Origin of the sequence: Terrabacter carboxydivorans (assembly GCF_039532035.1) — a bacterium.
Lineage (GTDB): Bacteria > Actinomycetota > Actinomycetes > Actinomycetales > Dermatophilaceae > Terrabacter > Terrabacter carboxydivorans.
On the sequence record NZ_BAAARE010000013.1, the window covers coordinates 82064 to 107001 of the forward strand.

Annotated in this window: 23 protein-coding genes; 14 read left to right on the plus strand and 9 right to left on the minus strand. The window is 72.5% G+C overall.

The genetic code is table 11. From position 1 onward, the window contains the following. Positions 1-224: 224 nt before the first annotated feature. Positions 225-1049, plus strand: coding sequence for a lysophospholipid acyltransferase family protein (locus ABD297_RS15290; protein ID WP_344255894.1), 825 nt, complete (start codon positions 225-227; stop codon positions 1047-1049). On the opposite strand, the gene trpS is transcribed toward ABD297_RS15290, so the two are convergent. Further along, complete coding sequence (trpS, locus tag ABD297_RS15295; RefSeq protein WP_344255895.1) at positions 1043-2191, minus strand: tryptophan--tRNA ligase; 1149 nt, start codon at positions 2189-2191, stop codon at positions 1043-1045. The two genes, ABD297_RS15290 and trpS, sit on opposite strands and share 7 nt — an antisense overlap. A gap of 247 nt (positions 2192-2438) precedes the next feature. Here trpS and ABD297_RS15300 point away from each other — a divergent pair, with 247 nt between their 5' ends. The 8 genes from ABD297_RS15300 to ABD297_RS15335 all read left to right on the plus strand — a co-directional run bounded on the left by ABD297_RS15300 (position 2439) and on the right by ABD297_RS15335 (position 9157). Next, positions 2439-3311 (plus strand): Fic family protein, encoded by an 873-nt coding sequence (locus tag ABD297_RS15300; protein WP_344255896.1) that lies wholly within the window; start codon positions 2439-2441, stop codon positions 3309-3311. Between the two features lie 729 nt (positions 3312-4040). Beyond that, entirely contained in the window at positions 4041-4931 is an 891-nt protein-coding gene (locus ABD297_RS15305) for a CpaE-like family protein (protein WP_344255897.1), read from the plus strand. After that, positions 4928-6151, plus strand: a complete 1224-nt coding sequence (locus ABD297_RS15310; RefSeq protein ID WP_344255898.1) for a TadA family conjugal transfer-associated ATPase — start codon at positions 4928-4930, stop codon at positions 6149-6151. Before ABD297_RS15305 ends, ABD297_RS15310 begins: the two co-directional genes overlap by 4 nt. Beyond that, positions 6148-7236, plus strand: coding sequence for a type II secretion system F family protein (locus tag ABD297_RS15315; protein ID WP_344255899.1), 1089 nt, complete (start codon positions 6148-6150; stop codon positions 7234-7236). Before ABD297_RS15310 ends, ABD297_RS15315 begins: the two co-directional genes overlap by 4 nt. A gap of 29 nt (positions 7237-7265) precedes the next feature. Then, positions 7266-7928 (plus strand): type II secretion system F family protein, encoded by a 663-nt coding sequence (locus ABD297_RS15320; protein WP_344255900.1) that lies wholly within the window; start codon positions 7266-7268, stop codon positions 7926-7928. A 4-nt stretch (positions 7929-7932) separates the two neighbouring features. Continuing rightward, positions 7933-8259, plus strand: coding sequence for a DUF4244 domain-containing protein (locus ABD297_RS15325; protein WP_344255901.1), 327 nt, complete (start codon positions 7933-7935; stop codon positions 8257-8259). Positions 8260-8300: 41 nt separating this feature from the next. After that, positions 8301-8648, plus strand: coding sequence for a TadE family type IV pilus minor pilin (locus ABD297_RS15330; RefSeq protein WP_344255902.1), 348 nt, complete (start codon positions 8301-8303; stop codon positions 8646-8648). Beyond that, a complete protein-coding gene (locus tag ABD297_RS15335; protein ID WP_344255904.1) occupies positions 8645-9157 on the plus strand; it encodes an Rv3654c family TadE-like protein in 513 nt (170 codons plus the stop codon). The genes ABD297_RS15330 and ABD297_RS15335 overlap by 4 nt, the downstream gene beginning before the upstream one ends. 249 nt (positions 9158-9406) lie before the next feature. Here ABD297_RS15335 and ABD297_RS15340 read toward each other — a convergent pair whose 3' ends face one another. The 6 genes from ABD297_RS15340 to ABD297_RS15365 form a co-directional block, all read right to left on the minus strand. After that, the gene (locus tag ABD297_RS15340; protein WP_344255905.1) at positions 9407-9871 is read right to left on the minus strand and encodes an RrF2 family transcriptional regulator; all 465 of its coding nucleotides are present in this window, start codon (positions 9869-9871) and stop codon (positions 9407-9409) included. A gap of 423 nt (positions 9872-10294) precedes the next feature. Continuing rightward, positions 10295-11305, minus strand: coding sequence for a sulfate/molybdate ABC transporter ATP-binding protein (locus ABD297_RS15345; protein ID WP_344255906.1), 1011 nt, complete (start codon positions 11303-11305; stop codon positions 10295-10297). Continuing rightward, positions 11302-12108, minus strand: a complete 807-nt coding sequence (gene cysW / locus ABD297_RS15350; RefSeq protein WP_344255907.1) for a sulfate ABC transporter permease subunit CysW — start codon at positions 12106-12108, stop codon at positions 11302-11304. Before cysW ends, ABD297_RS15345 begins: the two co-directional genes overlap by 4 nt. Then, positions 12105-13100: a sulfate ABC transporter permease subunit CysT gene (gene cysT, locus ABD297_RS15355; RefSeq protein WP_344255908.1), complete on the minus strand. Its 996-nt coding sequence runs from the start codon at positions 13098-13100 to the stop codon at positions 12105-12107. Before cysT ends, cysW begins: the two co-directional genes overlap by 4 nt. Beyond that, the gene (locus ABD297_RS15360; RefSeq protein WP_344255909.1) at positions 13097-14143 is read right to left on the minus strand and encodes a sulfate ABC transporter substrate-binding protein; all 1047 of its coding nucleotides are present in this window, start codon (positions 14141-14143) and stop codon (positions 13097-13099) included. Before ABD297_RS15360 ends, cysT begins: the two co-directional genes overlap by 4 nt. A gap of 159 nt (positions 14144-14302) precedes the next feature. Next, positions 14303-16630: a DEAD/DEAH box helicase gene (locus tag ABD297_RS15365; protein WP_344255910.1), complete on the minus strand. Its 2328-nt coding sequence runs from the start codon at positions 16628-16630 to the stop codon at positions 14303-14305. A 195-nt stretch (positions 16631-16825) separates the two neighbouring features. Between ABD297_RS15365 and ABD297_RS15370 the strand changes: the two genes are divergently transcribed. The 5 genes from ABD297_RS15370 (at position 16826) to ABD297_RS15390 (ending at position 23527) form a co-directional block, all read left to right on the plus strand. Next, on the plus strand, positions 16826-17197 hold the full coding sequence (locus tag ABD297_RS15370; RefSeq protein ID WP_344255964.1) for an anti-sigma factor antagonist: 372 nt from the start codon (positions 16826-16828) through the stop codon (positions 17195-17197). Next, complete coding sequence (locus tag ABD297_RS15375; RefSeq protein WP_344255965.1) at positions 17191-18780, plus strand: DUF7059 domain-containing protein; 1590 nt, start codon at positions 17191-17193, stop codon at positions 18778-18780. Before ABD297_RS15370 ends, ABD297_RS15375 begins: the two co-directional genes overlap by 7 nt. A 64-nt stretch (positions 18781-18844) precedes the next feature. Beyond that, on the plus strand, positions 18845-19597 hold the full coding sequence (locus ABD297_RS15380; protein WP_344255911.1) for a TetR/AcrR family transcriptional regulator: 753 nt from the start codon (positions 18845-18847) through the stop codon (positions 19595-19597). 73 nt (positions 19598-19670) lie between these two features. Then, positions 19671-21401 carry an ABC transporter ATP-binding protein gene (locus ABD297_RS15385; protein ID WP_344255912.1) on the plus strand — a complete coding sequence of 577 codons (1731 nt, stop codon included), beginning with the start codon at positions 19671-19673 and terminating at the stop codon, positions 21399-21401. Then, complete coding sequence (locus tag ABD297_RS15390; RefSeq protein WP_344255913.1) at positions 21401-23527, plus strand: ABC transporter ATP-binding protein; 2127 nt, start codon at positions 21401-21403, stop codon at positions 23525-23527. Before ABD297_RS15385 ends, ABD297_RS15390 begins: the two co-directional genes overlap by 1 nt. A gap of 212 nt (positions 23528-23739) precedes the next feature. Here ABD297_RS15390 and soxR read toward each other — a convergent pair whose 3' ends face one another. Both soxR and ABD297_RS15400 read right to left on the minus strand, forming a co-directional pair. Further along, the gene (gene soxR, locus ABD297_RS15395) at positions 23740-24171 is read right to left on the minus strand and encodes a redox-sensitive transcriptional activator SoxR (protein ID WP_344255914.1); all 432 of its coding nucleotides are present in this window, start codon (positions 24169-24171) and stop codon (positions 23740-23742) included. Beyond that, entirely contained in the window at positions 24172-24732 is a 561-nt protein-coding gene (locus ABD297_RS15400; protein ID WP_344255915.1) for a P-loop nucleotide/nucleoside kinase family protein, read from the minus strand. Positions 24733-24938 lie beyond the last annotated feature (206 nt).

Below are 24938 nucleotides of genomic sequence, written 5' to 3' on the forward strand. Positions count from 1 at the left end.
AAACGCAGGCTAGTTCGCGCATCAAGGGTGGAGTGAGGCGGGTCTCATCGCTACCGACGAGTAGCCCGGCGAGCGGTCCCGCGTCGCGGACGAGCGGTCGCCGCGCTGTGGCGGAGCAGCCATTGGGTCGCAGTCGGCGTCGCGGTCGGGGTGGCGGTCGGGGTGGCGGCCCGGCGAGGCGTGTCGGGCCCATCCACGGCGGGCGGTCGTGACGAAGATGAGGTGTGACCGACCCGACCTACAGCCTCGTCGTCCGCGCCGCCCGCGGAGTCTTCGCCGGTCTCGGGCTGCGCATCGACGTCCGGGGCGCGAAGCACCTGCCGACTGCCGGGGGAGCGGTGCTGGCCAGCAACCACGTGGGCTTCCTCGACTTCCTCTTCGTGGGCCTCGTCGGCCGCGAGCGGGGCCGCTTCGTGCGGTTCCTCGCCAAGCAGGGCGTCTTCACGCCACCCGTCGTCGGCCACGCCATGCGCGCCATGGGCCACGTGGCGGTCGACCGCGCCCACGGTGAGGTCGCGCTGCGGCACGCCGTCGCGCGCGCGGGCGCCGGCGAGGTGGTCGGCATCTTCCCCGAGGCGACGATCTCCCACTCCTGGGAGCTGCGTCCGTTCCGGCCCGGAGCCGCCGCAGTCGCCACGTGGTGCAGCGTGCCCCTCGTCCCGGTCGCCGTGTGGGGAAGCCAGCGCCTGCTGACCGTCGGCGGCCGTTTCAGCCTGCGACGCGGCACCGCCGTGACCATCGTCGTCGGGGAGCCCCTACGTCCGGGGCCCGACGCCGACCCGTATGCCGTGACCGAGCAGCTGCGGGCGCGGGTCGACGCCCTGCTCGCCGAGGCGATCGAGACCCACCCCGACCGGCCACGTGACGACGCGGACCGCTGGTGGCTGCCCGCCTCGCGTGGAGGCACGGCGCCCGGTCCCGAGGAGGGGCTCCGTCTCGACGAGGAGGGCATGCGCAAGGCCGACCTCGCCGCCGAGGCGCGAAACCTCCGCCCCCGCAATCGATCTCGGGCGCGTCGCTCACCACTGCTGGGACGCTCGGCTCAGTAGCTCATCCCCATCACCGCGCGCACCGTCGCGAGGGTCCGCTCGGCCACCTCGCTCGCCCGAGCGTTCCCGTCGTGGAGCACCGAGGTGACGTATGCCGGGTCGCGGGCCAGGTCTGCCCGTCGCGCCCGGTGCCCTGCCAGGGACTCGTTCACGGCGTCGGTGACGACGCGCTTGAGGGCCTGCGCACCGCCGTCCCCGATGCGCTCGGCGACCGCCTCCGGTGACTCGTCGAGGAACAGTCCGGCGATGGTGAGCAGGTTCGCGACCGCGGGAGGAGCGTTGGGCTCGAAGGTGATCCGGCGCTCGGAGTCGGTCCGTGCGGCACGGATCCGCTCGGCCGTCTCGTCCGCAGTGTCGCGCAGGTTGACGACGTTGCCCTTGCTCTTGCTCATCTTCGTGCCGTCCGTCCCGAGCAGCAGTGGGACCTCGCTGAGCAGGGCCTCGGGCTCTGGAAACACGCTGTGCCCCGCGGCATACCTGCTGTTGAAGCGGCGCGCGATGTCGCGCGTCAGCTCGAGGTGGGGCAGCTGGTCCCGGCCGACCGGCACGATCCGGCTGTGGCAGAAGAGGATGTCGGCCGCCTGGTGCACGGGATAGGTCAGCAGCAGCCCCGACAACGGGCGCCCGTCGGACAGGGCGAGCTCGTCCTTGACGGTCGGGTTGCGGCGCAGCTCGGCGTCGGTGACGAGCGAGAGGAACGGCAGCATCAGCTGGTTGAGCGCGGGGACGGCGCTGTGCGTGAAGATCGTCGTGCGCGCCGGGTCGAGCCCTGCGGCGAGGTAGTCCATGACGAGACCGTGCACGTTCGCGCCCATCTCTCCCACGGAGTCGCGGTCCGTGATCACCTGGTAGTCGGCGATGACGACGAAGGTCTCGACTCCCTTGTCCTGCAGGCGGACCCGGTTGCGCAGGCTCGCCAGGTAGTGGCCGATGTGCAGTGGCCCCGTCGGGCGGTCACCGGTCAGCATCCGGAAGCGGGCCGGGTCCTCCGTGGCGTGCCCGTCGATGAGCGCGTCGAGGACGGCGCTGCGGTCGCGGGCGACGGCATACGTCGCGCTCTCGCTGTCGGTGGAGGTCCCGGCGTCCCCACGCGTGGTGACCGCAGCGCTGGTGCTCGTTGTCGGAAGGGTGCTCGTGGTCATGGTCTCTCTCCTGTGGTGGGTGGAGGCCCACGAGAGAGACCTGGTCGCCTGTCCTGTCGTCAGGACACACGCAAGGAGCCGCCCGTGGGCGGCTCCGGATCTCGGGTTGGTTCGACGGGCCGCCTCAGCTGGGCGGCCACCACGCGCGGGTCGGTGCGACGGTCGAACTCATGTCAGTGAGGGTACTCACGCCCCCCACGGCTGTCGATCCGTCGTCGACGCGCCCCGACGCTCCTACGCTGGGCCGGTGCCCGACGCGACCCCCGCCCAGACCGCCCTGCTCGACCAGCTCGCCGTCCTGGCGGACCTGCCCGACGTGCGCGAGCGAGCCGACGCCGCGCGCGAGGCCTGCACGCAGCTGAGGTTCCACGAGGCTCTCCGCCGGCGCATCCCCGAGGCGGCCGCCGAGTCACGCGTCCGCGGCGCCCAGGCGAGCGCCGCCCTCGACGGCGCGGAGTTCCCGCTGGACGTCGTCCGCGAGCTGATGAGCGGCGCGCGCGACTGGCCCGACGACCTCGACCCCGGCCTGCGCACCCTCAAGGGTGCCGTGGCGGCGACGGCCGAGAGCGAGCGGGTCGTCTCCCTCGTGCGCACCGCACCGCTCCAGGCCCTGGCCCGGCTCCACGTCGCCGCCGCCTCCGCCGTCGTCACCGGCGACGCCCTCGGACGTCCCCGCACCGGCGACGAGGACTGCACCGAGCTCGTCGACCTCGGCCCGGCGCCCGCGCCCAGCGTCGTCGCCGCCCGGCTCGCGTCGCTGTCGGACGTCATCGTCGCTGCCGCCGGCAGCAACCGCGTCCCGGCCACCGTCGTCGCCGCCCTCGTGCACGCCGAGATCGCGGCCGTCCGGCCCTTCGTGCACGGCAACGGCCTCGTCGCTCGGGCCATCGAGCGGGCCCTCGTCCAGGCGCTGGGCCTCGACACGACCGGCGTCGCCGTCCCGGAGGCCGGCCACGTCGGCAACGGAGGGCCGGCCTACCTCGGTGCGCTCACGGCATACGCCAGCGGTGGCGCGGCAGGCGTCGGCCTGTGGCTCGCCCAGGCGGGGGAGGCGATGGTCCGCGGCGCCGCCGAGGGGCAGCGGATCAGCGACGCGGTGCGCGCAGGCCGACTCACCTGAGTCCCGGCTGACAGGGACGACGCGGCGATTCGTGCGGGATGTCCACGGGGGTGGACAGTTCTTCCTCACCCGCCGCTCCGGGGGCTGTCGCCGCGCCGCCGGTCTGGAGTAGAACGGTCTCAGGAACCACCATCGCCGAGAGGCGTAGATCCGGATCCACGCAGGACAGAAGTCTCGAGAAGAGGCCGAGTACCCACGCGAGAGCAGTTCACTTGGAACCGTCCACCCCCGGGCGCACAACCGGGGCGACACTCTGAAGATGCACGCCTGGTAGCCCGGAACTTCTCTGGAGGCCCTTCGACCGACGGTCGGAGGGCCTCCCCCCTGTGTGCGAAGATCTCCTGTCGCGGGGCCCGATCTCAACGAATTTGCCGTGTCGTGACATAGCGCGAGAAATCACCGCGTGTCGGGACATCTCGGTTTGCAATCCGGGGGTCGAACGTCCACCATTGACAGCGGTGCTCCCCTCAGGGGTCGAGCACCAGCGCGATCTGGCTCCTCCCCCCCGGCGCCAGTCTCGTGAGGTGGCCTTCGTCTTCCCCCGGACGAGGGCCACCACTCTTTTCCGGGTCTTTTCCCGGTCTCACGTGCGGCGGACCGGGCGCCCTCCGGCACGTTGAGGGCGGGTGTGTCGACGAGTTGTCCACACCTCCTCGGCGGGGAGCCCTGCTGTCCACCGACGGTCGTATGCCGGTGGGCGGCGCCTCGTTCTTGCCTGACGGTGGGCGCATGGGAAACGTCATCGCCTTCATGCCCGCCTCCGGTGGGGTCGGGTCCTCGACCCTGGCCGCCGCCGTCGCCGTGCGGGCCCGCGCGGCCGGCCGCACGGTCGTGGCCGTCGACCTCGACCCGCTCGCGGGCTGTTTCGACGTCGTGTTCGGCCTCGAGCAGGAGCCGGGGTGGCGGTGGCCCGAGCTGGCCGACGTCGCCGGCGTCGTCGACGGGCTGGGACTGGCCGACGAGCTGCCCGTGTCGTGCGGGGTGCCCGTGCTGTCCGGACGTCGAGGCGCGAGCTGGGACGGGCGCATTGCGGGCCCCGCCGGTTGGCAGGGCTCGGGCGCGGGGGAGCGCTCAGGCGCGGGGGAGCGCTCGGGCGGTTGGGAGCGCTCAGGCAGCTCGGACGAGTCGGGCGCCGGCGACTTCGCCGGATGGCTCGACACGTTGCCCGACGTCGTGGCCGGCCTTGCCGACGCGCACGACCTGACCGTCCTGGACCTGCCTCGCGATCCGGCGGTGCTCGACGCCGTGGCGCTGCTCGTCGATGCCGTCGTCGTCGTGGTGGGCACGCAGGTGCCCCAGCTCGCGGCCGCCTCGGCCGTGGTCTCCGGAGGGCGCGGGCTTCTGCACCGTCGGCGGGACGCCGGCCGGGCCTGGGAGTCGGACCCGCTGCTCCCGATCGAACCGTGGGTGGTGCTTCGCGGTCGGAGGGTCGAGGCCGACCTGCAGGACCTCGTCATGGACGACCTCGACGTGCCTCTCGTGGCCACCATCGGTGACGACCGTCGTCTCGTCGCGGAGGTCTGCGAGGGGCTGCCACCCGGTGCCAGGGGCCGCGGCGAGGTCGTGCGCGCGGCCGACGAGCTGCTGCTGCGGCTCATCGACCAGGCCGTCGCGGCATGAGCGCCGACGCCCGTGGGCGCGCCAACCTGACCCCGGCGGTGTGGCAGCGGGTGCGGGCCGGGGTCGGCCCCGACGGCGCTGCCGTGGGCGCCGTGGCCGAGCAGGAGCGCGGAGCCCTCGGTGCCGACCGCGTGGCCGAGACGAGGTCGGCGCTCGCATCGCGGGTGCTGGGCGCCGGACCCCTCGACCCCTGGCTGGCCGAGCCGGGCGTCACCGACGTCGCGGTCAACGGCGACGGTCGCATCTGGGTCGACCGCGGTCACGGCATGGAGCCGGTGGGCGTGCGCCTCGATCCCGACGAGGCCCGCGGGCTGGCCGTGCGACTAGCGGGCATCGCGGGGCGTCGGCTCGACGAGGCGAGCCCGTGGGTCGACGGACAGCTCCCGTCCGGCGCCCGGCTGCACGCGATGCTTCCTCCCCTTGTCGAGGGCGGGCCCCACATCACCATCCGCGTCCCGGCGAGTCAGCCGGTGCCGTTGTCCGAGCTGTGCGCGCGGCAGATGGTGCCGGCCGAGTGGGAGCCGGTGCTCCGGGCGCTGGTCGCCAGGCGGCTCGCGTTCGTCGTCTCCGGCGGCACGGGTGCCGGCAAGACCACGCTGCTGGCCGCCCTGCTCGGGTGCAGTGACCCCGTCGAGCGGCTCCTCGTCGTCGAGGACGTCAGGGAGCTGACGGTCGACCACCCGCACCTGGTTCGGCTCGAGGCGAGGCCCGCCAACGTCGAGGGCGCCGGCGAGGTCACCCTGACGACCCTCGTGCGCCAGGCGCTGCGCATGCGGCCCGACCGGATCGTCGTCGGCGAGGTCCGAGGCGCCGAGGTGCGCGAGCTGCTCGCCGCCCTCAACACGGGTCACGAGGGCGGGTGCGGCACCGTGCACGCCAACGCCCCGGCTGATGTCGTGGCCCGCTTCGAGGCGCTGGGGGCGCTGGCGGGGCTGACTCCCGAGGCCGTGCGGGCGCAGCTGGCGGCGGCCATCGACGTCGTCGTCCACGTGACCCGTGACCGCGGTGTGCGCCGGGTCGCCTCGGTAGCGGCGCTCTTCCGACGCGACGGGGACCCGTGCATCGTGCCTGCGCTGGAGTGGGACGGCCCGGGGCACGCGCCGCGGTGCGCCGAGGGTTGGCCGGCACTGGCAGCCCGGCTCCGGCTTGGCACCGAACTCCTGGGCGCTCCCGGCCACGAGTCGCGCCCCACGTGGGCTTCGATGGCGGACGCCTCATGAGCATCGGCCTCGGGCCGGTCGTCGCCGCTGCTCTCCTCGGGCTGGCCGTGCTGCTCTGGCCCGGCCGGGCGTCGGCACGCTCACCCATCGCGGGGCTTCGCACCGTCGACGTCCTCGCGGACGGTCCGTGGCCCGCGCACGGATCCGGCAGGGGAGCAGGGCGGGGTGTCGGCGGCGACTCGCTCGACGCTCCGTCGAGCCTCTGGCAGCGGGACCCGGTAGACCTCTACCGACAGTGGCGGTTGCGACGTCGCCCCGGTGACCTCGTCGACGACGTGCTCGACCTGCTCCGCGGGATCGGGCCGGCGCTGGGAGCCGGGCTGACGCCGTCGCGAGCGATCGAGCTGGCCGCAACCTCAACCCTTGGCGCCGACCGTGTGCAGGTTGCTCGGGAGTCCGGGCGCTCGGCGAGCCGTCGAGACCTCAGCCGTCGTCGCACGCGCACCCGAGACTCCGGTCGCAGCCGAGACGACGCTGGCGATGGACGAGGTGCGGGCAGCCGAGGGGGCACTGCTAGCCGAAGCGGCGCCGGCAGTCGAGACGGCGCGGGGAGCGGACGTGGCGCGAGCAGCCGAGGCGGCGTTCGCAACGCAGACGACAGGAGTGTCGAGCAGGGCGGCGGCGCGATCGGAACGACCGCGGTCCCACGTGCCGAGATCGACCGGCTCGTCGGAGCCCTCCTCGACTCGAGCGACCGCGCCGAGCCGGCGTCGCCCGTCTGGGCGGCGTGGGCCGAACGCAGCGCGTCCGAAGAGCTCGCGCTCGTCGCGGCAGCCTGGCGGCTCTCGGAGACAACCGGGGCGCCCTTGGCCTCCGCGGTGGACCGCGCCGTCCGGGGACTGCTCGACGCTCGGTCCCGACGCGGCAAGGTCGCCGTGGCCGTCGCGGGCCCGCGGGCCACGGTCACCGTGCTCACCCTGCTTCCGCTCACGGGCCCGGTCTTCGGTCTGGCGTGCGGTATCGACCCGGTCTCCCTCTACCTCGGCTCGCCCCTGGCCACGGCCTGCGCGGTGCTCGGGCTCTCGCTCGTGTGGACGGGGCGCGTCTGGTGCACGCGGATGGTCCGGCGGGCGGTGCGACCGTGAGCGCTCTGGCTTGGTCCGTATCCTGGTCCGTGCTGGGCGCGTCGGCGCCTGCGCTGTTGGCTGCCGCCCTGGCAGCAGCCGCCGTGCTCGTGCTGCTCGGCGGGCGGCGCGACCCCGACGACCCGGCCGACGCGCCGACCCCGGCGGATGCTCCCGGAGGCGGGGCGACCTCCACGGCGGGAGAGCCGGACCGGGCGCAGAGACGACGGGCCGGTCGCCTGCGCCGTGGTCGAGGCTCCACGTCTGCTCAAGCGGTGGCGAGTGACGCCGACATCTCCTCGGCACTCGCCCTGCTGGCCCTGGCCTACCGCTCGGGACTGCCCACCTGGGACGTCCTCGAGGCAGTCGCCGCGGGCCTGACCGGACGGGCGTCGAGCGACCTGCGCCAGGTCGCCACAGCCCTGCGGTGGGGAGCGGGAGAGGCGGAGGCGTGGGCCTCGGTCGGCCGCGCCTGGGCGCCCGCTGCTCGCGCCATTGCGATCGCTCACCAGGCCGGCGTGCCCCCGGGCGCGATGCTGCTCGCAGCCTCCGACGACCTGCGCGCCACCGAGCTCGAGAGCCTCGAGGTCGCCGCGGCCAAGGTCGGGGTCCGGCTCGTCGCGCCGCTCGGGCTCGTGCTGCTGCCGGCCTTCTGCCTCACCACGGTCGCCCCACTCGTCATCGCCCTGGCCGGTGACCTGATGAGCGGATGACCTCATGTGTGACGTCGACGACGGCCCGCGTTTCCGGCTCCCCGAACGACGCCGCAAGGATCCCTCGACCGTCGAGGACCAACAGCGTCCCGGGCACTCCGGCCCGGGCAAGGAGAAGGAGAAGCCCATGACCCACCGACTGACCCGACAGCTCACTCGCCTCAGGACCGCACGACACTCGCGGGACGCGGGCATGACGACCGCGGAGTATGCCGTCGGCATCATGGCGGCCTGCACGTTCGCCCTCGTGCTGCTCGGCGTCGTCAAGTCCGACGCGGTGCGCAGCGCCCTGGCGGGGATCGTCCAGAGCGCCTTGGGGATCGCGGGGTGAGCCGGCCACGCGCTCGGTCCTCACCGGGGCGGGAGCGTGGGATGGTGACGGCGGAGCTCGCCTTCGCCATCCCGTCGGTGGTGCTCGTGCTGGCGCTCTGCCTCGTCGCGGCGAAAGCGGCCGTCGACCAGATCCGGTGCATCGACGCGGCACGGGTCGCGAGCCGGGCCGCGGCACGTGGTGATGCCCCGGCGCGGGTCCGGGCGCTCGCTGCCGCGTCGGCGCCGACAGGGGCCACGGTTGACGTCGCCGGAGTGGGTGCCGGCGCGGGCGGTGGAGCCGGCGGTGCGGTGCGGGTCACCGTCTCGGTCCGCACCGGTGGGTGGGGTGCGCTCCCCGGATGGGACCTCAGCGCGTCAGCCGTGACCCCGGTCGAGTCGACCTCATGAGCGGGCAGAGCCGCGCAGCACCAGAGGACCCCGGGCAGGGGTGCTCGTGGCCCGAAAGTAGTGGCGCGCCTGGGCGCGCAAGCCCTGCGGGCGCCGCGCCCGGGTACGCGGTGTCCGCCAGTGGCGCGTGTGGGCGCGCACGGCCTGCAGACGCCGAGCAGGGACGCTTCAGCCGCGAACGCGGTGCGGCCAGCGTGTTGGTGCTGTCCCTCGTGGGAGTCGTTCTGGCGCTGACCGTCGGGGCGCTCGTCCTGGCGTCAGCCGTCGTGGCGAGCCAGAAGGCCCGGACCGCCGCAGACCTCGGCTCTCTCACGGGTGCGTCGGCGATCCAGGACGGGGCGGCCGCCGCAGCCGCCTGCGCGACGGCCCGTCAGGTGATCCGCGCCAATGCCGCTGCGACACAGAGCTGCTCGTCGGACGGTTCCGTCGTCGAGGTCCGGGTCACGGTGCGCGCGAGCCTCTGGCCGGAACCCGCTGTGGCTCGTGCGCGTGCGGGTCCGGAACGGTGACGCGAGCCCGCCGTCGAGAAGGCCGTTTCACGGTGAAGCCAGAGGATCCCGGCCGACGGTGGGCGTGAGGATCTCCCTCGACGACGACCGCAGCGCGGCGACGAGGGGACATCAACGGGGTGCGCCGAGCAGGTGCATTGAGGAGGTGCGGTAGCGGGATACGCCGACGAGGTGCGTCGACCGGGGTGCGGCTATGGGGGTGCGTCGACCGGGGTGCGGCTATGGGGTGCGTCGACCGGGTGCGTGCTGTCAGCGGTTCTGCCAGGCGTCCGGGGCCGTGAGCAGTTGGCGCACCCGGTCGGGCAGGTCCCCGGTGCGCAGGTCCTCGATCGAGGTCTCGTCCAGCACCTCTCGCAGGCTGGCCCGCACCGCCACCCACAGGCTCGGCAGATGGGTGGCGACCCCGTGGTACTCCGTCTCGTGCGGACGCAGTCCCCGCACCTCGGCGAGCGGCCCGTCGACGGCGCGGAAGATGTCGCCGACGCTGATCTGCTCGCGCGGACGACCGAGGACGTAGCCACCACGAGCGCCGCGACGACTCAGCACCAGGTCGCTGCGGCGCAGGTCCGCGAAGATCGCCTCGAGGAACTTGCGCGGCAGCTCCTGCCGGGTCGAGAGGCTGTCGATGCTGATCGGGCCCGAGCCCTCCGCGTCGGCCTCGGCGAGGATGAGCATCGCGCGGACCGCGTAGTCGACTCGTGCCGAGATGTCCACGCGTGCAGTCTGCCGCACAGCCCGGCCCGACGGCCCCACGCCGGCGCTCGTGCCGCCATCCGGCCACTCCGGTCCCCCGGCCATCCGGCCGCCCAGCCATCCAGCCATCCAGCCATCCGGCCATCCGGCCATCCGATCTCACTGAGGTCACCATCACGAGATAGACGTTGACCCCACCGGTCCCTACGTCAGAAGGGGACCGACGTGTGCCCGTGGTGTGACTGAGGCGGCGAGGTGTCGTCCCCTCGCCGCCTCAGTTCACTCGGGCTCGCGAGCTCTCCTTCGAGCGCTCGCTCGGTGGTCCCGAGCCACCTACCTCCGCCGCGTAGCGGCGAAGGAAGCGTCACGGCATACGTTAGGCCGTCTTGCGTCCGGACGGGAGTGCTGTCCAACCTCGGGATCCCGGCGTGGACACGGCCCGCGTCAGATGGCGAGGGCGGGGTCGTGCTCGACGACGCTCGACCGGGCGACGGCTCGCGCGTGCACCGTCTCGCCCTCCCGCAGCTGCAGCTCGGCCGCGTCGCGCCGCGTCACCTGTGCCGCGAAGCGCTCGCCGGAGTCGGCGCGCAGGTCGACCCGGACCTCGAAGCCGAGCGGCACCACGCGCTCGACCACGGCGTCGATGACGCCGGGGGAGTCGGGGATCTTGGCGTCGAGGGCCAGCGCGGTGGCCCGATCGCGCTCGAGCACGATGTCGTGGGGTCGCACGAGCTGGCCGCCGAGGCGGGCCACCGACCCGAGAAAGCCCATGACGAAGTCGTTGGCCGGCCGCTCGTAGAGCGTGACCGGGTCGCCCACCTGCTCGATGCGGCCCTTGTTGAGCACCGCGATCCGGTCGGCGACGTCGAGCGCCTCCTCCTGGTCGTGGGTGACGAGCACCGTCGTCACGTGCACCTCGTCGTGCAACCGCCGCAGCCACTGCCGCAGATCGGTGCGCACCTTGGCGTCAAGGGCGCCGAACGGCTCGTCGAGGAGCAGCACCTGCGGGTCGACCGCGAGCGCCCGAGCCAGCGCCATGCGCTGGCGCTGCCCACCCGAGAGCTGGGCCGGGTAGCGGTGCTGGAAGCCCTCGAGCCCGACGATCTCGAGCAGATCGTCGACCTTCTTGTTCGCCTCCGACTTGGGCCGCTTGCGAATGGTCAGCCCGAAGGCGACGTTGTCGCGGACCGTCATGTGCTTGAAGGCGGCGTAGTGCTGGAAGACGAAACCGATGCCTCGGCGCTGCGGAGGCTCGGTCGTGACGTCGCGGCCCTGGATGGTCACGGTGCCCGAGTCCAGACTCTCGAGCCCCGCGATGGAGCGCAGCAGCGTCGACTTGCCCGACCCGCTCGGGCCGAGCAGCGCGGTGAGCGAGCCGCTCGGGATGTCGATGCTGACGTCGTCGAGGGCTGCGAACGAGCCGTAGCTCTTCCGGGCGCTGGTCACGGTGATCATCGGTCGCTCCTCTTGCGGTCGAGCACGGTCATGAGCAGCAGCACGACGAGCGCGATGCCCATGAGGAGGGTGGCGGCGGCATACGCGCCGTAGGTGTTGTGGTCGTCGATGTAGCGCGAGTGGACGAGCAGCGTCAGCGTCTGCGAGACGCCGGGGAAGCCCGAGCTGACCATGATCACGGCCCCGAACTCACCCAGCGCCCGGGCGACGGTGAGGACGACGCCGTAGGTCAGGCCCCAGCGGATCGCCGGCAGCGTGATGCGCCAGAACGTCTGCCAGCCGTCCGCCCCGAGCGTCGAGGCGGCCTGCTCCTGCTCGGTGCCGATCTCGTGGAGCACCGGCTCCACCTCGCGCACGACGAAGGGCAGGGTGACGAAGATCGTCGCGAGCACCATGCCCGGGATGCCGAAGATGACCTGGAAGCCGGCGCGGTCGAGCGCCCCGAACCAGCCGCCGGCGCCCCACAGCATGATGAGCGCGACGCCGACCACGATGGGGGACACCGCGAACGGCAGGTCGACGACGGCCTGGAGCAGCCCTCGACCGCGGAAACGACCGCGCACCAAGGCGATCGCGGTGGCGACACCGAAGACGACGTTGATCGGGACGGTGATCGCCACGATGAGCAGCGACAGGTTCAGCGCAGACCTTGCGGCGGGCGTCGAGATCGAGGCGACGAAGGTGGCGAGACCGGGCTCGAAGGTGCGCCAGAGGATCACGCCGATCGGCACGGCCAGCAGGACGAAGAGGTAGCCGAGCGCCACGACGCGAAGCGACAGGCGCGTGCCACGAGAGACCCTCATGCGTCACGCTCCTCACGTCGCTGGGTGCGGCTCGACACGACACGCAGCACGAGCAGCGTGAGGAACGCGATGGCGAGCAGGGCGACCGACACCGCGGCGGCGGCCTGCGGACGGTCGATCTCGATCTGCTGCTGGATGTACTGCGACGCCACCTGCGTCTCGCGCGGGATGTTGCCGCCGATGAGCACGACCGAGCCGTACTCGCCGATGGCCCGCGCGAAGGCGAGGCCCGTGCCGCTGAGGATCGCCGGGGCCAGGGTCGGCAGGACGATGCGGCGGAACGTCGTCCAGCCGGAGGCGCCGAGCGAGGCGGCGGCCTCCTCGACCTCGCGGTCGGCCTCGATGAGGACGGGCTGCACCGACCGGACGACGAACGGCAGGGTGACGAAGAGCAGCGCGACGACCAGTCCCCACCGAGTCGCGTTGAGCTCGACCCCGATGGGGCTGTTGGGTCCGTAGAGCGCGAGCAGCACGATGCTCGCGACGATGGTCGGCAGCGCGAACGGTAGGTCGATGAAGGCGTTGACGATGCGCTTGCCTCGGAACTCGTCGCGCACGAGCACCCACGCGACGAGGGTGCCGAGGACCGCGTTGACGAGCGCCACCCCCGCCGAGACGAGGACGGTCACCCACAGCGCGGCGAGCGCGGTCGGGGCCGTGACCGCCTCCCAGAAGCCGGTCAGGCCGTCGCCGAACGCGGCCACCGTGAGAGCCGCGAGCGGCAGCAGCACGATGATGCTGAGCCAGAGCGTGACGACCCCGACGCCGAGCGGACGCCGCAGCCCGCCCAGTCCTGACCCTCCCAGCCCCTTCCCGGGCCCACCGTGCGGAGCGGGGGAAGCCGCGTCGGCGCTGAGTCGGTCGTCCGCCCTCGATGCGTCAGCGCCCGGTCGTATGCCGTCCGTCGACTTCGCGTCCGGACGCGGCGGCAGGGGCGCCACGTCCGTCTCCGGACGCAGGCCCCCCCGCTGCTCGTCGGTGCGGGCCGTCACTGTGTCGCCTGGTCGTAGATCTTGGCGATGTCACCGACGTCCTTCTTGAAGAGCGTGCTGTCGACGGTCTTCCATCCACCGAGGTCGGCGATGGTCCAGAGCTTCGCCGGGTTGGGGAACTTGGAGGCGAACTCCTGCGCGACCGTCGGGTCGACCGGGCGGAAGCCGGCCCCGGCCAGAAGCTTCTGGGCCTCCGGCGTGTAGAGGTAGTTGTCGAACGCCGTTGCGGTCGCGAGGTTCTTGCTGCCCTTGAGCACGGCGGCCGGGTTCTCGATCTTGAAGGTCGTGGGCGGCGTCACGTGCTCGACGGGGTCGCCGCTCTTCTCGACGAAGAGGGCCTCGTTCTCGTAGCTGAGGAGGGCGTCGCCGCTGCCCTGCAGGAAGGTCTCGGTGGCCTCGCGGCCCGACTTGGGCTGGACCTTGACGTGGTCCTTTACGAGCGCGGAGATGTAGGCGAGGCCGGCGGCCTTGTCGGCGCCGCCGTTGCTCTTGGCGGCGTACGGCGCGAGGAGGTTCCACTTGGCCGAGCCGGACGAGAACGGGTTCGGCGTGACGACCTCGATGCCGGGCTTGAGCAGGTCGTCCCAGTCCTTGATGCCCTTCGGGTTGCCCTTGCGCACGACGATCGTGACGACCGAGCCGAAGGGAATGCCCTTGTGGGCGTTGGCATTCCAGCTCGGGTCGACGAGTCCGGCGTCGACGAGGCGGGTGATGTCGGGCTCGACCGAGAAGTTGACGAAGTCGGCCTCGGCACCGGCGGCGACCTTGCGGCTCTGGTCGCCCGAGGCGCCATAGCTCTGCTGGAACTGCACGCCCTTGCCGGCTGCGGTCTTCTGGAAGGCGGGGATGACGACGTCGAAGCCGACCTTCGGGACGGCATACGCGTAGAGGTTGACGGTGCTCGTCGTGGCGCCGCCCGAAGCAGCGGTCCCGGCTGCCGCGACGCTGTCGCTGGCCCCACCGCCCGCGCATGCCGTCAGGCCCATGGTCGCGGTGACGGCGATGGCGGCGAGGGCGCTGGAAGCGAGCGTTGGGCGGCGCATGGACGGTCTCCTGAGGGTGTCGGCGGATCGGTGCTTTCCCTATCCGTTGCATGGGAGTTTCGAATAGCGCGGCGTTACCGGTCAAATAACTCGGGATTATGTCTCAGAGTGTGGTCCGTGGCGCTGGCGCCACCTTCCACGGGCCCGCGGGGATCTGCGTCAGGCGGTCGCGTGGGGCGCGGGGCCGGCGTTGCGCAGCACGAGGTCGAGCAGCGCGACGGCGCCGCGCTTGTCGAGGGGCTCGTTGCCGTTGCCGCACTTCGGCGACTGGATGCACGAAGGGCAGCCGGTTGCGCACTCGCACGACGCGATGGCTTCACGGGTTGCACTGAGCCACGGTCGGATTCGACGAAAGCCCCGCTCTGCGAAGCCAGCGCCTCCGGGATGGCCGTCGTAGATGAGGATCGTCGGCAGTCCCGTGTCGGGGTGCAGGGCCGTCGAGACGCCGCCGATGTCCCAACGGTCCGCCGTCGCGAAGAGGGGGAGCATGCCGATCGCCGCGTGCTCGGCGGCGTGCGCCGCTCCGGGGATGCCGTCCTCGTCCACCCCGGCAGCAGCGAGGTCCTCGACGGGCATCGTCCACCACACCGCCTTGGTCGCGAGGGTGCGCGGCGGCAGGTCGAGCGGGTGCTCGCCCAGCACCTCGCCGCCGGGCAGCCGTCGCAGGAACGAGGTGACCTGGTGGCGCACGCTGACGTGGCCGAACGAGCAGCGCAGCGGCCCCCAGTCCTCGTGCTCGGTCTCGTGGACGATCTGGAAGTCGCTGACCGACTGCGCCTGCGTCGTCCAGCCGGGGTCGCCGCGCACCGCGAAGGCGGCGTGGTCGTCGAGGTCGAGCTCGGTGACGACCCACGTCTGGCCCTGGTGCAGGTGCACCGCCCCGGTGTGCACCTGGGAGTGGGCGGCCGCGTCGTCGACGGTGCCGACGACGCGGCCGGTGCGGGTCTCGATGATGCGCACGGGCTCTCCGGCGCCGCGCAGCGACAGGTGGTCGGCGGGACGGTCCTCACGGCCCCAGAACCAGCCCCGCGGTCGCTTCTTGAGGATGCCGCGGGCCACGAGCGCGTCGAGCAGCACCCGCGTCTGCGGTCCGAATACCGCGACGTCGGCCTCGGTCACCGGCAGCTCGGCGGCGGCGGCCGCGAGGTGCGGCGCGAGCACGTGCGGGTTGTCGGGGTCGACGACGGTGGCCTCGATCCCGCGCCCGAAGATCGCCTCGGGATGGTGCACGACGAAGGTGTCGAGCGGGTCGTCGGCGGCGACGAGCACGGCGAGCGAGCGAGCCCCCGAACGCCCCGCACGTCCGGCCTGCTGCCAGAGCGACGACAGCGTGCCCGGCCAGCCGGCGAGCAGCACGGCGTCGAGCCCGCTGACATCGACGCCGAGCTCGAGCGCGTTGGTCGCGGCGAGCCCGAGCAGCTCCTTGGAGCGCAGCGACCGCTCGAGCTCGCGCCGCTCCTCGGGCAGGAAGCCGCCGCGGTAGGCGGCGACCCGGCCCTCATCGGTGACCGACACCCGCTCCTTGGCGATCCGGGCCACGACCTCGACCCCGGCGCGCGACCGCGCGAAGGCGACGGTCTGCACGCGCTCGCGCACGCACCCCGCGAGCAGCTCGCCGGTCTCGGTGATGGTGCTGACCCGCTGCGGCTGGCCGGTCTCGTCGACGAGCAGCGGCGGCTCCCAGAGGGCGAAGGTCATGGACGCACGGGGCGACCCGTCCTGCGTGACCGGGACGACCGGCATACCGAGCAGGCGTGAGGCGTGCTCCTCGGGGTCGGCGACCGTCGCGGACGCGAAGACGAAGGTCGGCTCGGCGCGGTAGCGCGCGGCGACCCGTCGCAGGCGGCGGAGGACCGCGGCCATGTGGGACCCGAAGACGCCCTTGTAGACGTGGCACTCGTCGACCACGACGTAGCGCAGCGCCCGCAGGAACGAGCTCCACCGCTCGTGCCCTGGGAGCAGGGAGTGGTGCAGCAGGTCGGGGTTGGTCAGCACGAGGTTGGCGTGGTCGCGGATCCAGCGGCGCTCGTCCGTGGGGGTGTCACCGTCGTAGGTCGCGGGCCGCACGGCCGGGAGGGCGAGCCGGTCGATGCGGCTCAGCTGGTCGGCCGCGAGCGCCTTGGTGGGGGAGAGGTAGAGCGCCGTCGCGCCGCGGCCGTTCGGCGCGCTCGCCCCCGAGACGAGGTCGCTGAGCATCGGCAGGTGGTAGCCCAGGCTCTTGCCCGACGCCGTCCCGGTGCTGACGACGACGTGCCGCCCGGCGTGGGCAGCCTGCGCGACCTCGACCTGGTGCGACCACGGCGCCTCGATGCCCGACGCGAGCAGGGCCCCCAGCAGGGTCGGCTCGACCCACTCCGGCCAGTCCGCGTGGACCGCGCGGCGCGCCGGCACCTCGTGCACGTGGACGAGCCGCTCGGGGTGGTCACCGACGAGCGTGCGCAGGAGATCCTCCGGCACGGGTCCCGTGGGCGCTGACTCCCCGTTCATGTGGAGCAACCGTATGCCGTCGGGGTACGGTAACCGTCGTGCGGGGCAGGTTACTGCGCAGTCGGTCAGCCACGGGAGCCTGACTGGCGGGACCCCTCAGGTCACCGTCAGCCGATGATCGCCTGTCGCGCGGCAGCGGCCCCGCCGGACGCAACCGGAAGCTTTTGGCACGTGTGGGCACAGGAAGGGGCACAGGTGGATCTCTCGATCACCCGAGCCGACCACGGCAGTCAGACAGTGGTCCACCTCGGCGGCGAGATCGACGTCTACACGGCGCCGCTCGTCCGCGAGAAGCTCGACGAGCAGATCCAGGGTGGTCGCACGCAGCTCGTCGTCGACCTCACCGACGTGACGTTCCTGGACTCGACGGGCCTCGGCGTCCTCGTCGGCCGCCTCAAGCTGACCCGGACGCGCGGCGGCTCGATGCGCCTCGTCGGCGCCGACGACCGCGTGCTCAAGGTCTTTGCCATCACCGGGCTCGACAAGGTCTTCGAGATCCACCCGACCCTCGAGGCGGCGCTCGCCGCGAGCGACGCCGCGGTGGGCGCACCGGGCGAGGGATCCTGAGCGACACCCCCGTCGTCGACGAGGCCCTGGTCGCGCGGCTCCGCGCCGACCTCACGGCGGCCCGCTTCACCGTCGACGGCGTCGCCGACCGCCTGGGCCCCGTCGCCTCGGCGGCGCTCCACCGCGAGCAGCCGCTGCCGGCGCTGCTGGCGACCGAGCCGTCGCCCGACCTCGCGGCGGACGCGTGCGGGGTGCTCGTCCGGCTCTTCACCCTCGGCCGTCCGGTCGCGGCGTCGGCCCTCGCCGAGGCGCTGCCGACGCTCGGGGTCGACGGAGCGGTCGCGCTCGGCCTCGTCCGGCTCGGCGCCGCCCGCGCCGGCTTCGCCCACGACCGTCCGGCGACCTCCGACCGTGAGGCCGTCGCGACGTGCGACCTGCGCCCCTACGGCGACGACGCCCACGACTGGTGGGTGGCCTCGGACCTCTCCGAGCTGGCCGTCGGCGGGCCGCTGCGCCCCGACCACGTGCTCGGCATCGGCGGCGCCTCGACGACCCTGGCGTCGTGGACGGTGCGCCGACCCGTCGACCGGGCGCTCGACCTCGGCACCGGCTGCGGGGTCCAGGCCCTTCACCTGACGGGCCACGCGGGTGCCATCGTCGCGACCGACATCTCCGAGCGGGCGCTGGCGTATGCCGCCTTCAACGTCGCGCTCGCCGCCTCCGCGCGCTCGGGTGACGTGCCGCCCTTCGAGCTGCTCGCGGGTGACCTGCTGGATCCTGTTGCGGGACAACGCTTCTCGCTCGTGGTGAGCAACCCGCCCTTCGTCATCACGCCGCGCGACGAGGACCTCCCGCTCTACGAGTACCGCGACGGGGGGCGTGCGGGAGACACCCTCGTCCGGTCGCTCGTGCGGCAGGTCGGCACGGTGCTCGAGCCCGGCGGCGTCGCACAGTTCCTCGGCAACTGGGAGGTCCCGGCAGGCCGCACCTGGCGTGACGTGTGGGGCGACTGGCTCGAGGAGCAGGCTAGCGACGGGGTGGCCCTCGACGCCTGGGTCGTCCAGCGCGAGTCGCAGGACCCGGCCGAGTACGCCGAGCTGTGGGCTCGCGACGGCGGTGCCCAGCCCGGCAGCGAGGCGCACTCCCGGATGTATGCCGCGTGGCTGCGTGACTTCGCCTCGCGCGACGTCGTGCGCGTCGGCTTCGGGGTCGTGACGCTCCAGCGTCCGGCGACGGACCGGCCCGTGTGGCGCTCCCTCGACGAGGCGCACGGCCCGGTCGCGGCTCCCATGGGCCCGGCGGTCGATGCCGGCCTGCGGGCCCGCACCTGGCTCGCCGAGCACTCGGACGACGACGTCCTCGACGTCGCGTGGTCGTGCGCGTCCGACGTGACCGAGGAGCGGCACGGCAGGCCCGGGGCGGAGGACCCCAGCGTCATCCTCGTGCGTCAGGGCGGCGGGCTGGGACGGGTCGTGCGCGCCGGGACGCTGCTCGCGGCATACCTCGGCGTCGCGGAGGGCGAGCTGACCGCGCGCGCGGCGCTCGACGCCATCGCGACGGTGCTGGGCCTCGATCCGGACCAAGTGCGTGCCGAGGCGGTGCCGGCGCTGCGCGACCTCGTCGCGGACGGGCTGCTCGTCTGACGCGACGGCGTCGCTTTCGACGAAACCGCTTGTGAGTGAGTGCTCACTCATTCATGATGGACCGGTGACGACACCAGTCGAGGGGGCTGCTCGACCGGCCCAGCGCCGGGCGGCCCCGATGGACCCCGACGACCGGCGCGACGCCCTCATCGAGGTGTTCGTGCGGCTCGCCCACCGCGAGGGCCGCAAGCCGACGACGAGCGAGATCGCCCAGGAGGCCGGGGTCGCGGAGGGCACGATCTTCCGGGTCTTCCCGACCAAGGAGGTCCTCGAGAACGAGGCCGTCCAGGCCGCCTTCTGCCCGGCACCGGTGCGTCGACGGGTCGCGGCGATCGACCCCGAGGGCTCCCTGCGCGACCGGCTCGTGGACTTCACCCGCATCATGCAGCTGCGCTTCACCGAGGTCTTCGGGCTGATGTCCGCCCTCGGCCTGAGCCAGCCGCCGAACCGGGGTCTGCACGACGCGTGCTACGAGGCGGGCCGGCACCTGCGCGGGCACCTGGACGACGGCGCGCACGAGGCCGCGCACCAGCCGCTGCTCGAGGCCGTCCACGGGCTGCTCGTCCACGACGAGGACCACCTCGTCGTGCCCGCGGCCGACGTCGTCCACCGCATCCGGCTGCTCACCTTCTCCGGCAGCCACCCGGGCATCGCCGACGGCCGGGTGCTGACGCCCGAGGAGATCGTCGACACCGTGCTCTTCGGGGTCGTGTGCCGACGGCCCGCCACCGAGAGCGGCCTGTCCATCGCCGAGCTCCACGCCCAGCTCGGTGGCGACCCGCGCCACCTGGCCGGCGACCGGGAGGCACGCCCGTGACAAACCTGTTGACCCTCACCCCACGTGAGTCCCTACCGTCGTCCAGCGACACCATGCTCCGAAAGGCACGCTCATGCTGATCAGGCTGCTCCGCAGTCACCTGCGCCCCTACTCGGGCCAGATCGTGCTCATCTGCCTGGCCCAGCTGGTCAGCACCATGGCCTCGCTCTACCTGCCGAGCCTCAACGGCGAGATCATCGACCAGGGCGTGGCCAAGGGCGACACCGGCTTCATCGTCAGCCACGGCGGCATCATGCTCGCCGTCAGCCTCGTGCAGATCGCGGCGTCCGTCGGCGCCACCTTCCTCGCGGCACGCGTCGCGATGGCGATGGGTCGCGACGTGCGCGGCAACCTCTTCGGGACGGTCGTCGACTTCTCCGCCCAGGAGGTGACCCGCTTCGGGGCGCCGACGCTCATCTCCCGCAACACCAACGACGTAACCCAGGTGCAGATGGTGGTCTTCATGGGCTTCGCGCTGCTCGTGACGACGCCGATCATGATGGTCGGCGGCATCATCATGGCGCTGCGCGAGGACGTCGGACTGTCGTGGCTCGTCGCCGTCGCGGTGCCGCTGCTCGGCCTCTTCGTCGGCCTCGTCATCTCGCGGATGGTGCCGTGGTTCGGGCGCATGCAGACCTCGCTCGACGGCGTGAACCGCGTGATGCGCGAGCAGATCACCGGCATCCGCGTCGTGCGCGCGTTCGTGCGTGAGGAGCACGAGGAGGCCCGCTTCGCCGAGGCCAACGGGCTGCTGACCAACGCCGGCCTGCAGGTCGGCCGGCTCATGGCGCTCGTCTTCCCGATCGTCATGTTCATCTTCAACCTGTCGACCGTGGCGGTCATGTGGTTCGGCGGCCACCGCATCGACTCCGGCGACATGCAGATCGGCGAGCTGACGGCGTTCCTGTCCTACCTCGTGCAGATCCTCATGGCGGTCATGATGGCAACCTTCATGGCGACGATGATCCCGCGCGCCTCGGTCTCGGCCACCCGCATCCAGGAGGTGCTCGACACCGAGTCCTCGGTCGTCGAGTCGGTGCAGCCGCTGCGCCTGCCGACCGGGTCCGCCGGCCTCGAGCTCGCCGGCGTCGACTTCCACTACCCGGGTGCCGAGGCCGCGGTGCTCCGCGACGTCAGCTTCCGGGCCGAGCCCGGGCGCACCACGGCGATCATCGGCTCGACCGGCGCCGGCAAGACGACCCTCCTCGGTCTCGTGCCCCGGCTCTTCGACGCCTCGGCCGGCAAGGTCCGCGTCGGCGGGGTCGACGTGCGCGACCTCGAGCTCGACGAGCTGTGGGGCCGCATCGGCCTCGTCCCGCAGAAGCCCTACCTCTTCAGCGGCACGGTGGCGACCAATCTGCGCTACGGCAACCCCGAGGCGACCGACGACGAGCTGTGGGACGCCCTGCGCATCGCCCAGGGTCAGGACTTCGTCCAGGTGATGGGCGGGCTCGACGCGGCCATCGCCCAGGGTGGCACCAACGTCTCGGGCGGCCAGCGCCAGCGCCTCGCCATCGCCCGGGCCATCGTCAAACGGCCCGACATCTACCTCTTCGACGACTCGTTCTCGGCGCTCGACCTCTCGACCGACGCGCGGCTGCGTCGGGCGCTGCGGCCCGCCACGGCCCACAGCACGGTCGTCATCGTGGCCCAGCGCGTGTCGACCATCGTCGACGCCGACCACATCATCGTGCTCGAGGACGGCCGAGTCGTCGGCCAGGGCACGCACGACCAGCTCCTCGACTCCTGCGAGACCTACCAGGAGATCGTCGAGTCCCAGCGCAGCGCGGAGGAGGCGGCCTGATGGCCGAGGGAGTCAAGACGGCCGAGGAGAAGGCCGCAGAGAGCCGCCGCGGCCCCGCCCGCAGGGGCGGTCCGCCGCACATGCAGATGGGCCAGCCGGGCGAGAAGTCGCTCAACTTCGGCCCGTCGGCCAAGCGGCTCATCGGCCGCCTGCGCCCCCACCGCGCCAAGGTCGTCCTCGTCCTCGTGCTCTCCGTGGCGAGCGTGGCGCTCAGCTCGATCGGCCCGAAGATCCTCGGCAAGGCGACCGACCTCATCTTCGCCGGCGTCATCGGCCGCCAGGTCGGCCAGTACGCACCTCCCGGCACGACCAAGGAGCAGGTGATCGCCGGGCTGCGCGCGCGTGGCCAGGGCACGTATGCCGACCTGCTCGGCAACGTCGCCTTCACCCCCGGGCAGGGCATCGACTTCGACGCCGTGGGCCGGGTGCTCATGCTCGTCGTCGGCCTCTTCGTCGCGGCCTCCCTGCTCATGTGGATCCAGGGCTGGATCCTGCAGGGCGTGCTCCAGCGCACGATGTACGACCTGCGCCAGGAGGTCGAGGCCAAGCTCAACCGGCTGCCGCTGCCCTACTTCGACAACCAGCCGCGCGGCGAGCTGCTGAGCCGGGTCACCAACGACATCGACAACGTCGGCCAGTCGCTCCAGCAGACCCTCTCGCAGCTGCTCAACTCGCTGCTCACCGTCATCGCGGTCCTCGGCATCATGTTCTGGATCTCGTGGCTGCTCGCGCTCATCGCCCTCGTCACCATCCCGATCTCGATCGTCGTGACGAGCCTCATCGCCAAGCGCTCGCAGAAGCTCTTCGTCCAGCAGTGGCGCAACACCGGTGAGCTCAACGGCATCGTCGAGGAGACCTTCACCGGGCACGGCCTCGTCAAGGTCTACGGACGGCAGAAGGAGACCCGGGCGAACTTCAAGGAGAAGAACGACGAGCTCTTCGGCGCCGCGTTCGGGGCCCAGTTCATCAGCGGCATCATCATGCCGGTCATGATGTTCGTCGGGAACCTCAACTACGTCGCGATCGCCGTCGTCGGCGGCCTCCGGGTCGCGTCGGGCACGATGAGCCTCGGCGACGTGCAGGCCTTCATCCAGTACTCCCGGCAGTTCACCCAGCCGCTGACGCAGGTGGCCTCGATGGCCAACGTGCTCCAGTCGGGTGTCGCCTCGGCCGAGCGCGTCTTCGAGGTGCTCGACGCCGACGAGCAGGAGCCCGACCCGGTCGAGCCGGCCCGCATCGACGACCCGCACGGCGCCGTCGCCTTCGAGCACGTGTCGTTCTCCTACACGCCCGACAAGCCGCTCATCGAGGACCTCGACCTGTCGGTGAGCCCCGGCCAGACCGTCGCCATCGTCGGACCCACCGGCGCGGGCAAGACGACGCTCGTCAACCTCATCATGCGGTTCTACGAGCTCGACGGAGGCCGGATCACGCTCGACGGCGTCGACATCCGCGCCCTGACGCGTCACGACCTGCGCTCGCGCATCGGCATGGTGCTGCAGGACACGTGGCTCTTCGGCGGCACCATCCGCGACAACATCGCCTACGGCCGCCCGGGGGCCACCGACGAGGAGGTCGTGGCCGCCGCCAAGGCAACCTACGTCGACCGTTTCGTGCACTCGCTGCCCGACGGCTACGACACGGTGCTCGACGACGAGGCGTCCAACATCTCGGCCGGCGAGAAGCAGCTCGTCACGATCGCGCGCGCGTTCCTCTCCGACCCGGCGCTGCTCATCCTCGACGAGGCGACGAGCTCGGTCGACACCCGCACCGAGCTGCTCGTCCAGCACGCCATGGCTGCGCTGCGCTCGGACCGCACGAGCTTCGTCATCGCGCACCGCCTCTCGACGATCCGCGACGCCGACCTCATCCTCGTCATGGAGGACGGCCGCATCGTCGAGCAGGGCTCGCACACCGAGCTGCTCGCGACCGGCGGCGCCTACGCGACGTTGTATGCCGCGCAGTTCGCGGGTGCCGCGGCCGACCTCGACGACTCGGCGGGCGCTCCCGGGGGAGCCGACGGCGTGCCGGAGATGGCAGGGGTCGGGGCGGGCGCGCCCGGCCCCGGCGGCGGTCCCGGCGTCCCGGCCCCGGACTCGGCGGTCCCGTCCGACCGCACCGACTGAGCGAGCGGGACGCTGCCCGCAGCAGGTCGACCCGCCGCGCGAGCCCTGACGAGGCGTCCAGCCGCGCAGTCGACCAATGCGCGCTGGCACCGACCAGCCGCTCGATCCGACCACCACGTACGCGTCTGACGAGAGGCCCCGCCGCCCCCACGGGGACGGCGGGGCCTCTCGTCGGCCGGCCACACGGCATACGTCGTCGGCGGGACGGGAGGTCAGGACTCGAGGAGCACGGCCCCCGGGCCGCGGTCGGCGAGCACGTCGGACGGGTTGTTGAGCGCGCACGTGCGCAGGCTGAGGCACCCGCAGCCGATGCACGATTCGAGCTGGTCGCGCAGCCGTTCGATGCGCAGGATCTGCTCGTCGAGACGGCCGCGCCAGCCACGCGAGAGCCGAGCCCAGTCGGCGGCGGTGGGGGTGCGGCCCTCGGGAAGCGTGTCCAGCGCGGCGCCGATCTCGTCCAGGGACAGGCCGATTCGCTGCGCGGCGCGGATGAAGGACACCCGGCGGATGGTGCTCCGCTCGTAGCGCCGCTGGTTGCCCGACGTGCGCACCGAGCCGATGAGGCCGAGGTCCTCCCAGTAGCGCAGCGCGGAGGTCGCCGCGCCGGTGCGCTCGGCGACCTGACCGATCGTGAGCGTCGTCATCTAGGCGATCCGTGCCTCGTCGAGCCGGCCGACGATCTCCTCGACGGTCTCGTCGGGCGTCTGCTGAGAGCTGTCGAGCCAGAGCCCGATGTGGGGGGTCTCGGTGCGCATCGTGTGGTCGAAGTCGCGGATCGACCACAGGTCGCCGTAGCCGACCTTGACGCGCTCGGACTCGCGCTGCATCACCGTGCTGACGTCGGGGGCCAGCATGACGAGGCTGAGGGGGCGCGTCGTCACCTGCTCGAGGAAGCGGGTCAGGCTCGCCCCGACGAAGAGGTCCTGCACGACGACCGTGAACCCGGCGTCCGCGTAGGTGTCGGCGGTGCGCGCCGTGATCCGGTGGCGCAGCGCGAGCTGTCGCTCGGCCTCCGGGTCGCCGTGCGGCGACATGTCGACGCGGCCGCGCACCACGACGCGGCGGAACTCGTCGCCGCGCAGGTGCACCGCACGGGAGAAGCGCTCCGCGAGGAGCTGGGAGACGGTCGACTTGCCCGCTGCCATGACGCCGGTGACGACGATGACCTGCGGGATGTCGACGGAGTGGAGGGCCCGGTCGCTCACGTTGCACCACCCTAGGGGGGATCGCCCCAAAAGTCGCCGGACCTCAGGTGCCGTTCAACTTCCGCCACGACGACGTATGCCGTCCCGTCCGGCCCCAGCCCTCACTCGGGTCGCCCTGTCGTCACACGACACGGCCCCACCACCAGCTCGAGTGGCCCCGTCGTCACACGATCTCCCGGGCCCTCAGGGCCAGGTGGGGCGGATAC

What these genes read in the sequence shown, in the direction of transcription:
- trpS (WP_344255895.1), bottom strand. Translation starts at nt 2,191, where the DNA reads ATGACCACGAGCACCCTTCCGACAACGAGCACCAGCGCTGCGGTCACC.
- ABD297_RS15305 (WP_344255897.1), top strand. Translation starts at nt 4,041, where the DNA reads ATGGGAAACGTCATCGCCTTCATGCCCGCCTCCGGTGGGGTCGGGTCC.
- ABD297_RS15310 (WP_344255898.1), top strand. Translation starts at nt 4,928, where the DNA reads ATGAGCGCCGACGCCCGTGGGCGCGCCAACCTGACCCCGGCGGTGTGG.
- ABD297_RS15315 (WP_344255899.1), top strand. Translation starts at nt 6,148, where the DNA reads ATGAGCATCGGCCTCGGGCCGGTCGTCGCCGCTGCTCTCCTCGGGCTG.
- ABD297_RS15325 (WP_344255901.1), top strand. Translation starts at nt 7,933, where the DNA reads ATGTGTGACGTCGACGACGGCCCGCGTTTCCGGCTCCCCGAACGACGC.
- ABD297_RS15330 (WP_344255902.1), top strand. Translation starts at nt 8,301, where the DNA reads ATGGTGACGGCGGAGCTCGCCTTCGCCATCCCGTCGGTGGTGCTCGTG.
- ABD297_RS15335 (WP_344255904.1), top strand. Translation starts at nt 8,645, where the DNA reads ATGAGCGGGCAGAGCCGCGCAGCACCAGAGGACCCCGGGCAGGGGTGC.
- ABD297_RS15345 (WP_344255906.1), bottom strand. Translation starts at nt 11,305, where the DNA reads ATGATCACCGTGACCAGCGCCCGGAAGAGCTACGGCTCGTTCGCAGCC.
- cysW (WP_344255907.1), bottom strand. Translation starts at nt 12,108, where the DNA reads ATGAGGGTCTCTCGTGGCACGCGCCTGTCGCTTCGCGTCGTGGCGCTC.
- ABD297_RS15360 (WP_344255909.1), bottom strand. Translation starts at nt 14,143, where the DNA reads ATGCGCCGCCCAACGCTCGCTTCCAGCGCCCTCGCCGCCATCGCCGTC.
- ABD297_RS15365 (WP_344255910.1), bottom strand. Translation starts at nt 16,630, where the DNA reads ATGAACGGGGAGTCAGCGCCCACGGGACCCGTGCCGGAGGATCTCCTG.
- ABD297_RS15385 (WP_344255912.1), top strand. Translation starts at nt 19,671, where the DNA reads ATGCTGATCAGGCTGCTCCGCAGTCACCTGCGCCCCTACTCGGGCCAG.
- ABD297_RS15390 (WP_344255913.1), top strand. Translation starts at nt 21,401, where the DNA reads ATGGCCGAGGGAGTCAAGACGGCCGAGGAGAAGGCCGCAGAGAGCCGC.
- soxR (WP_344255914.1), bottom strand. Translation starts at nt 24,171, where the DNA reads ATGACGACGCTCACGATCGGTCAGGTCGCCGAGCGCACCGGCGCGGCG.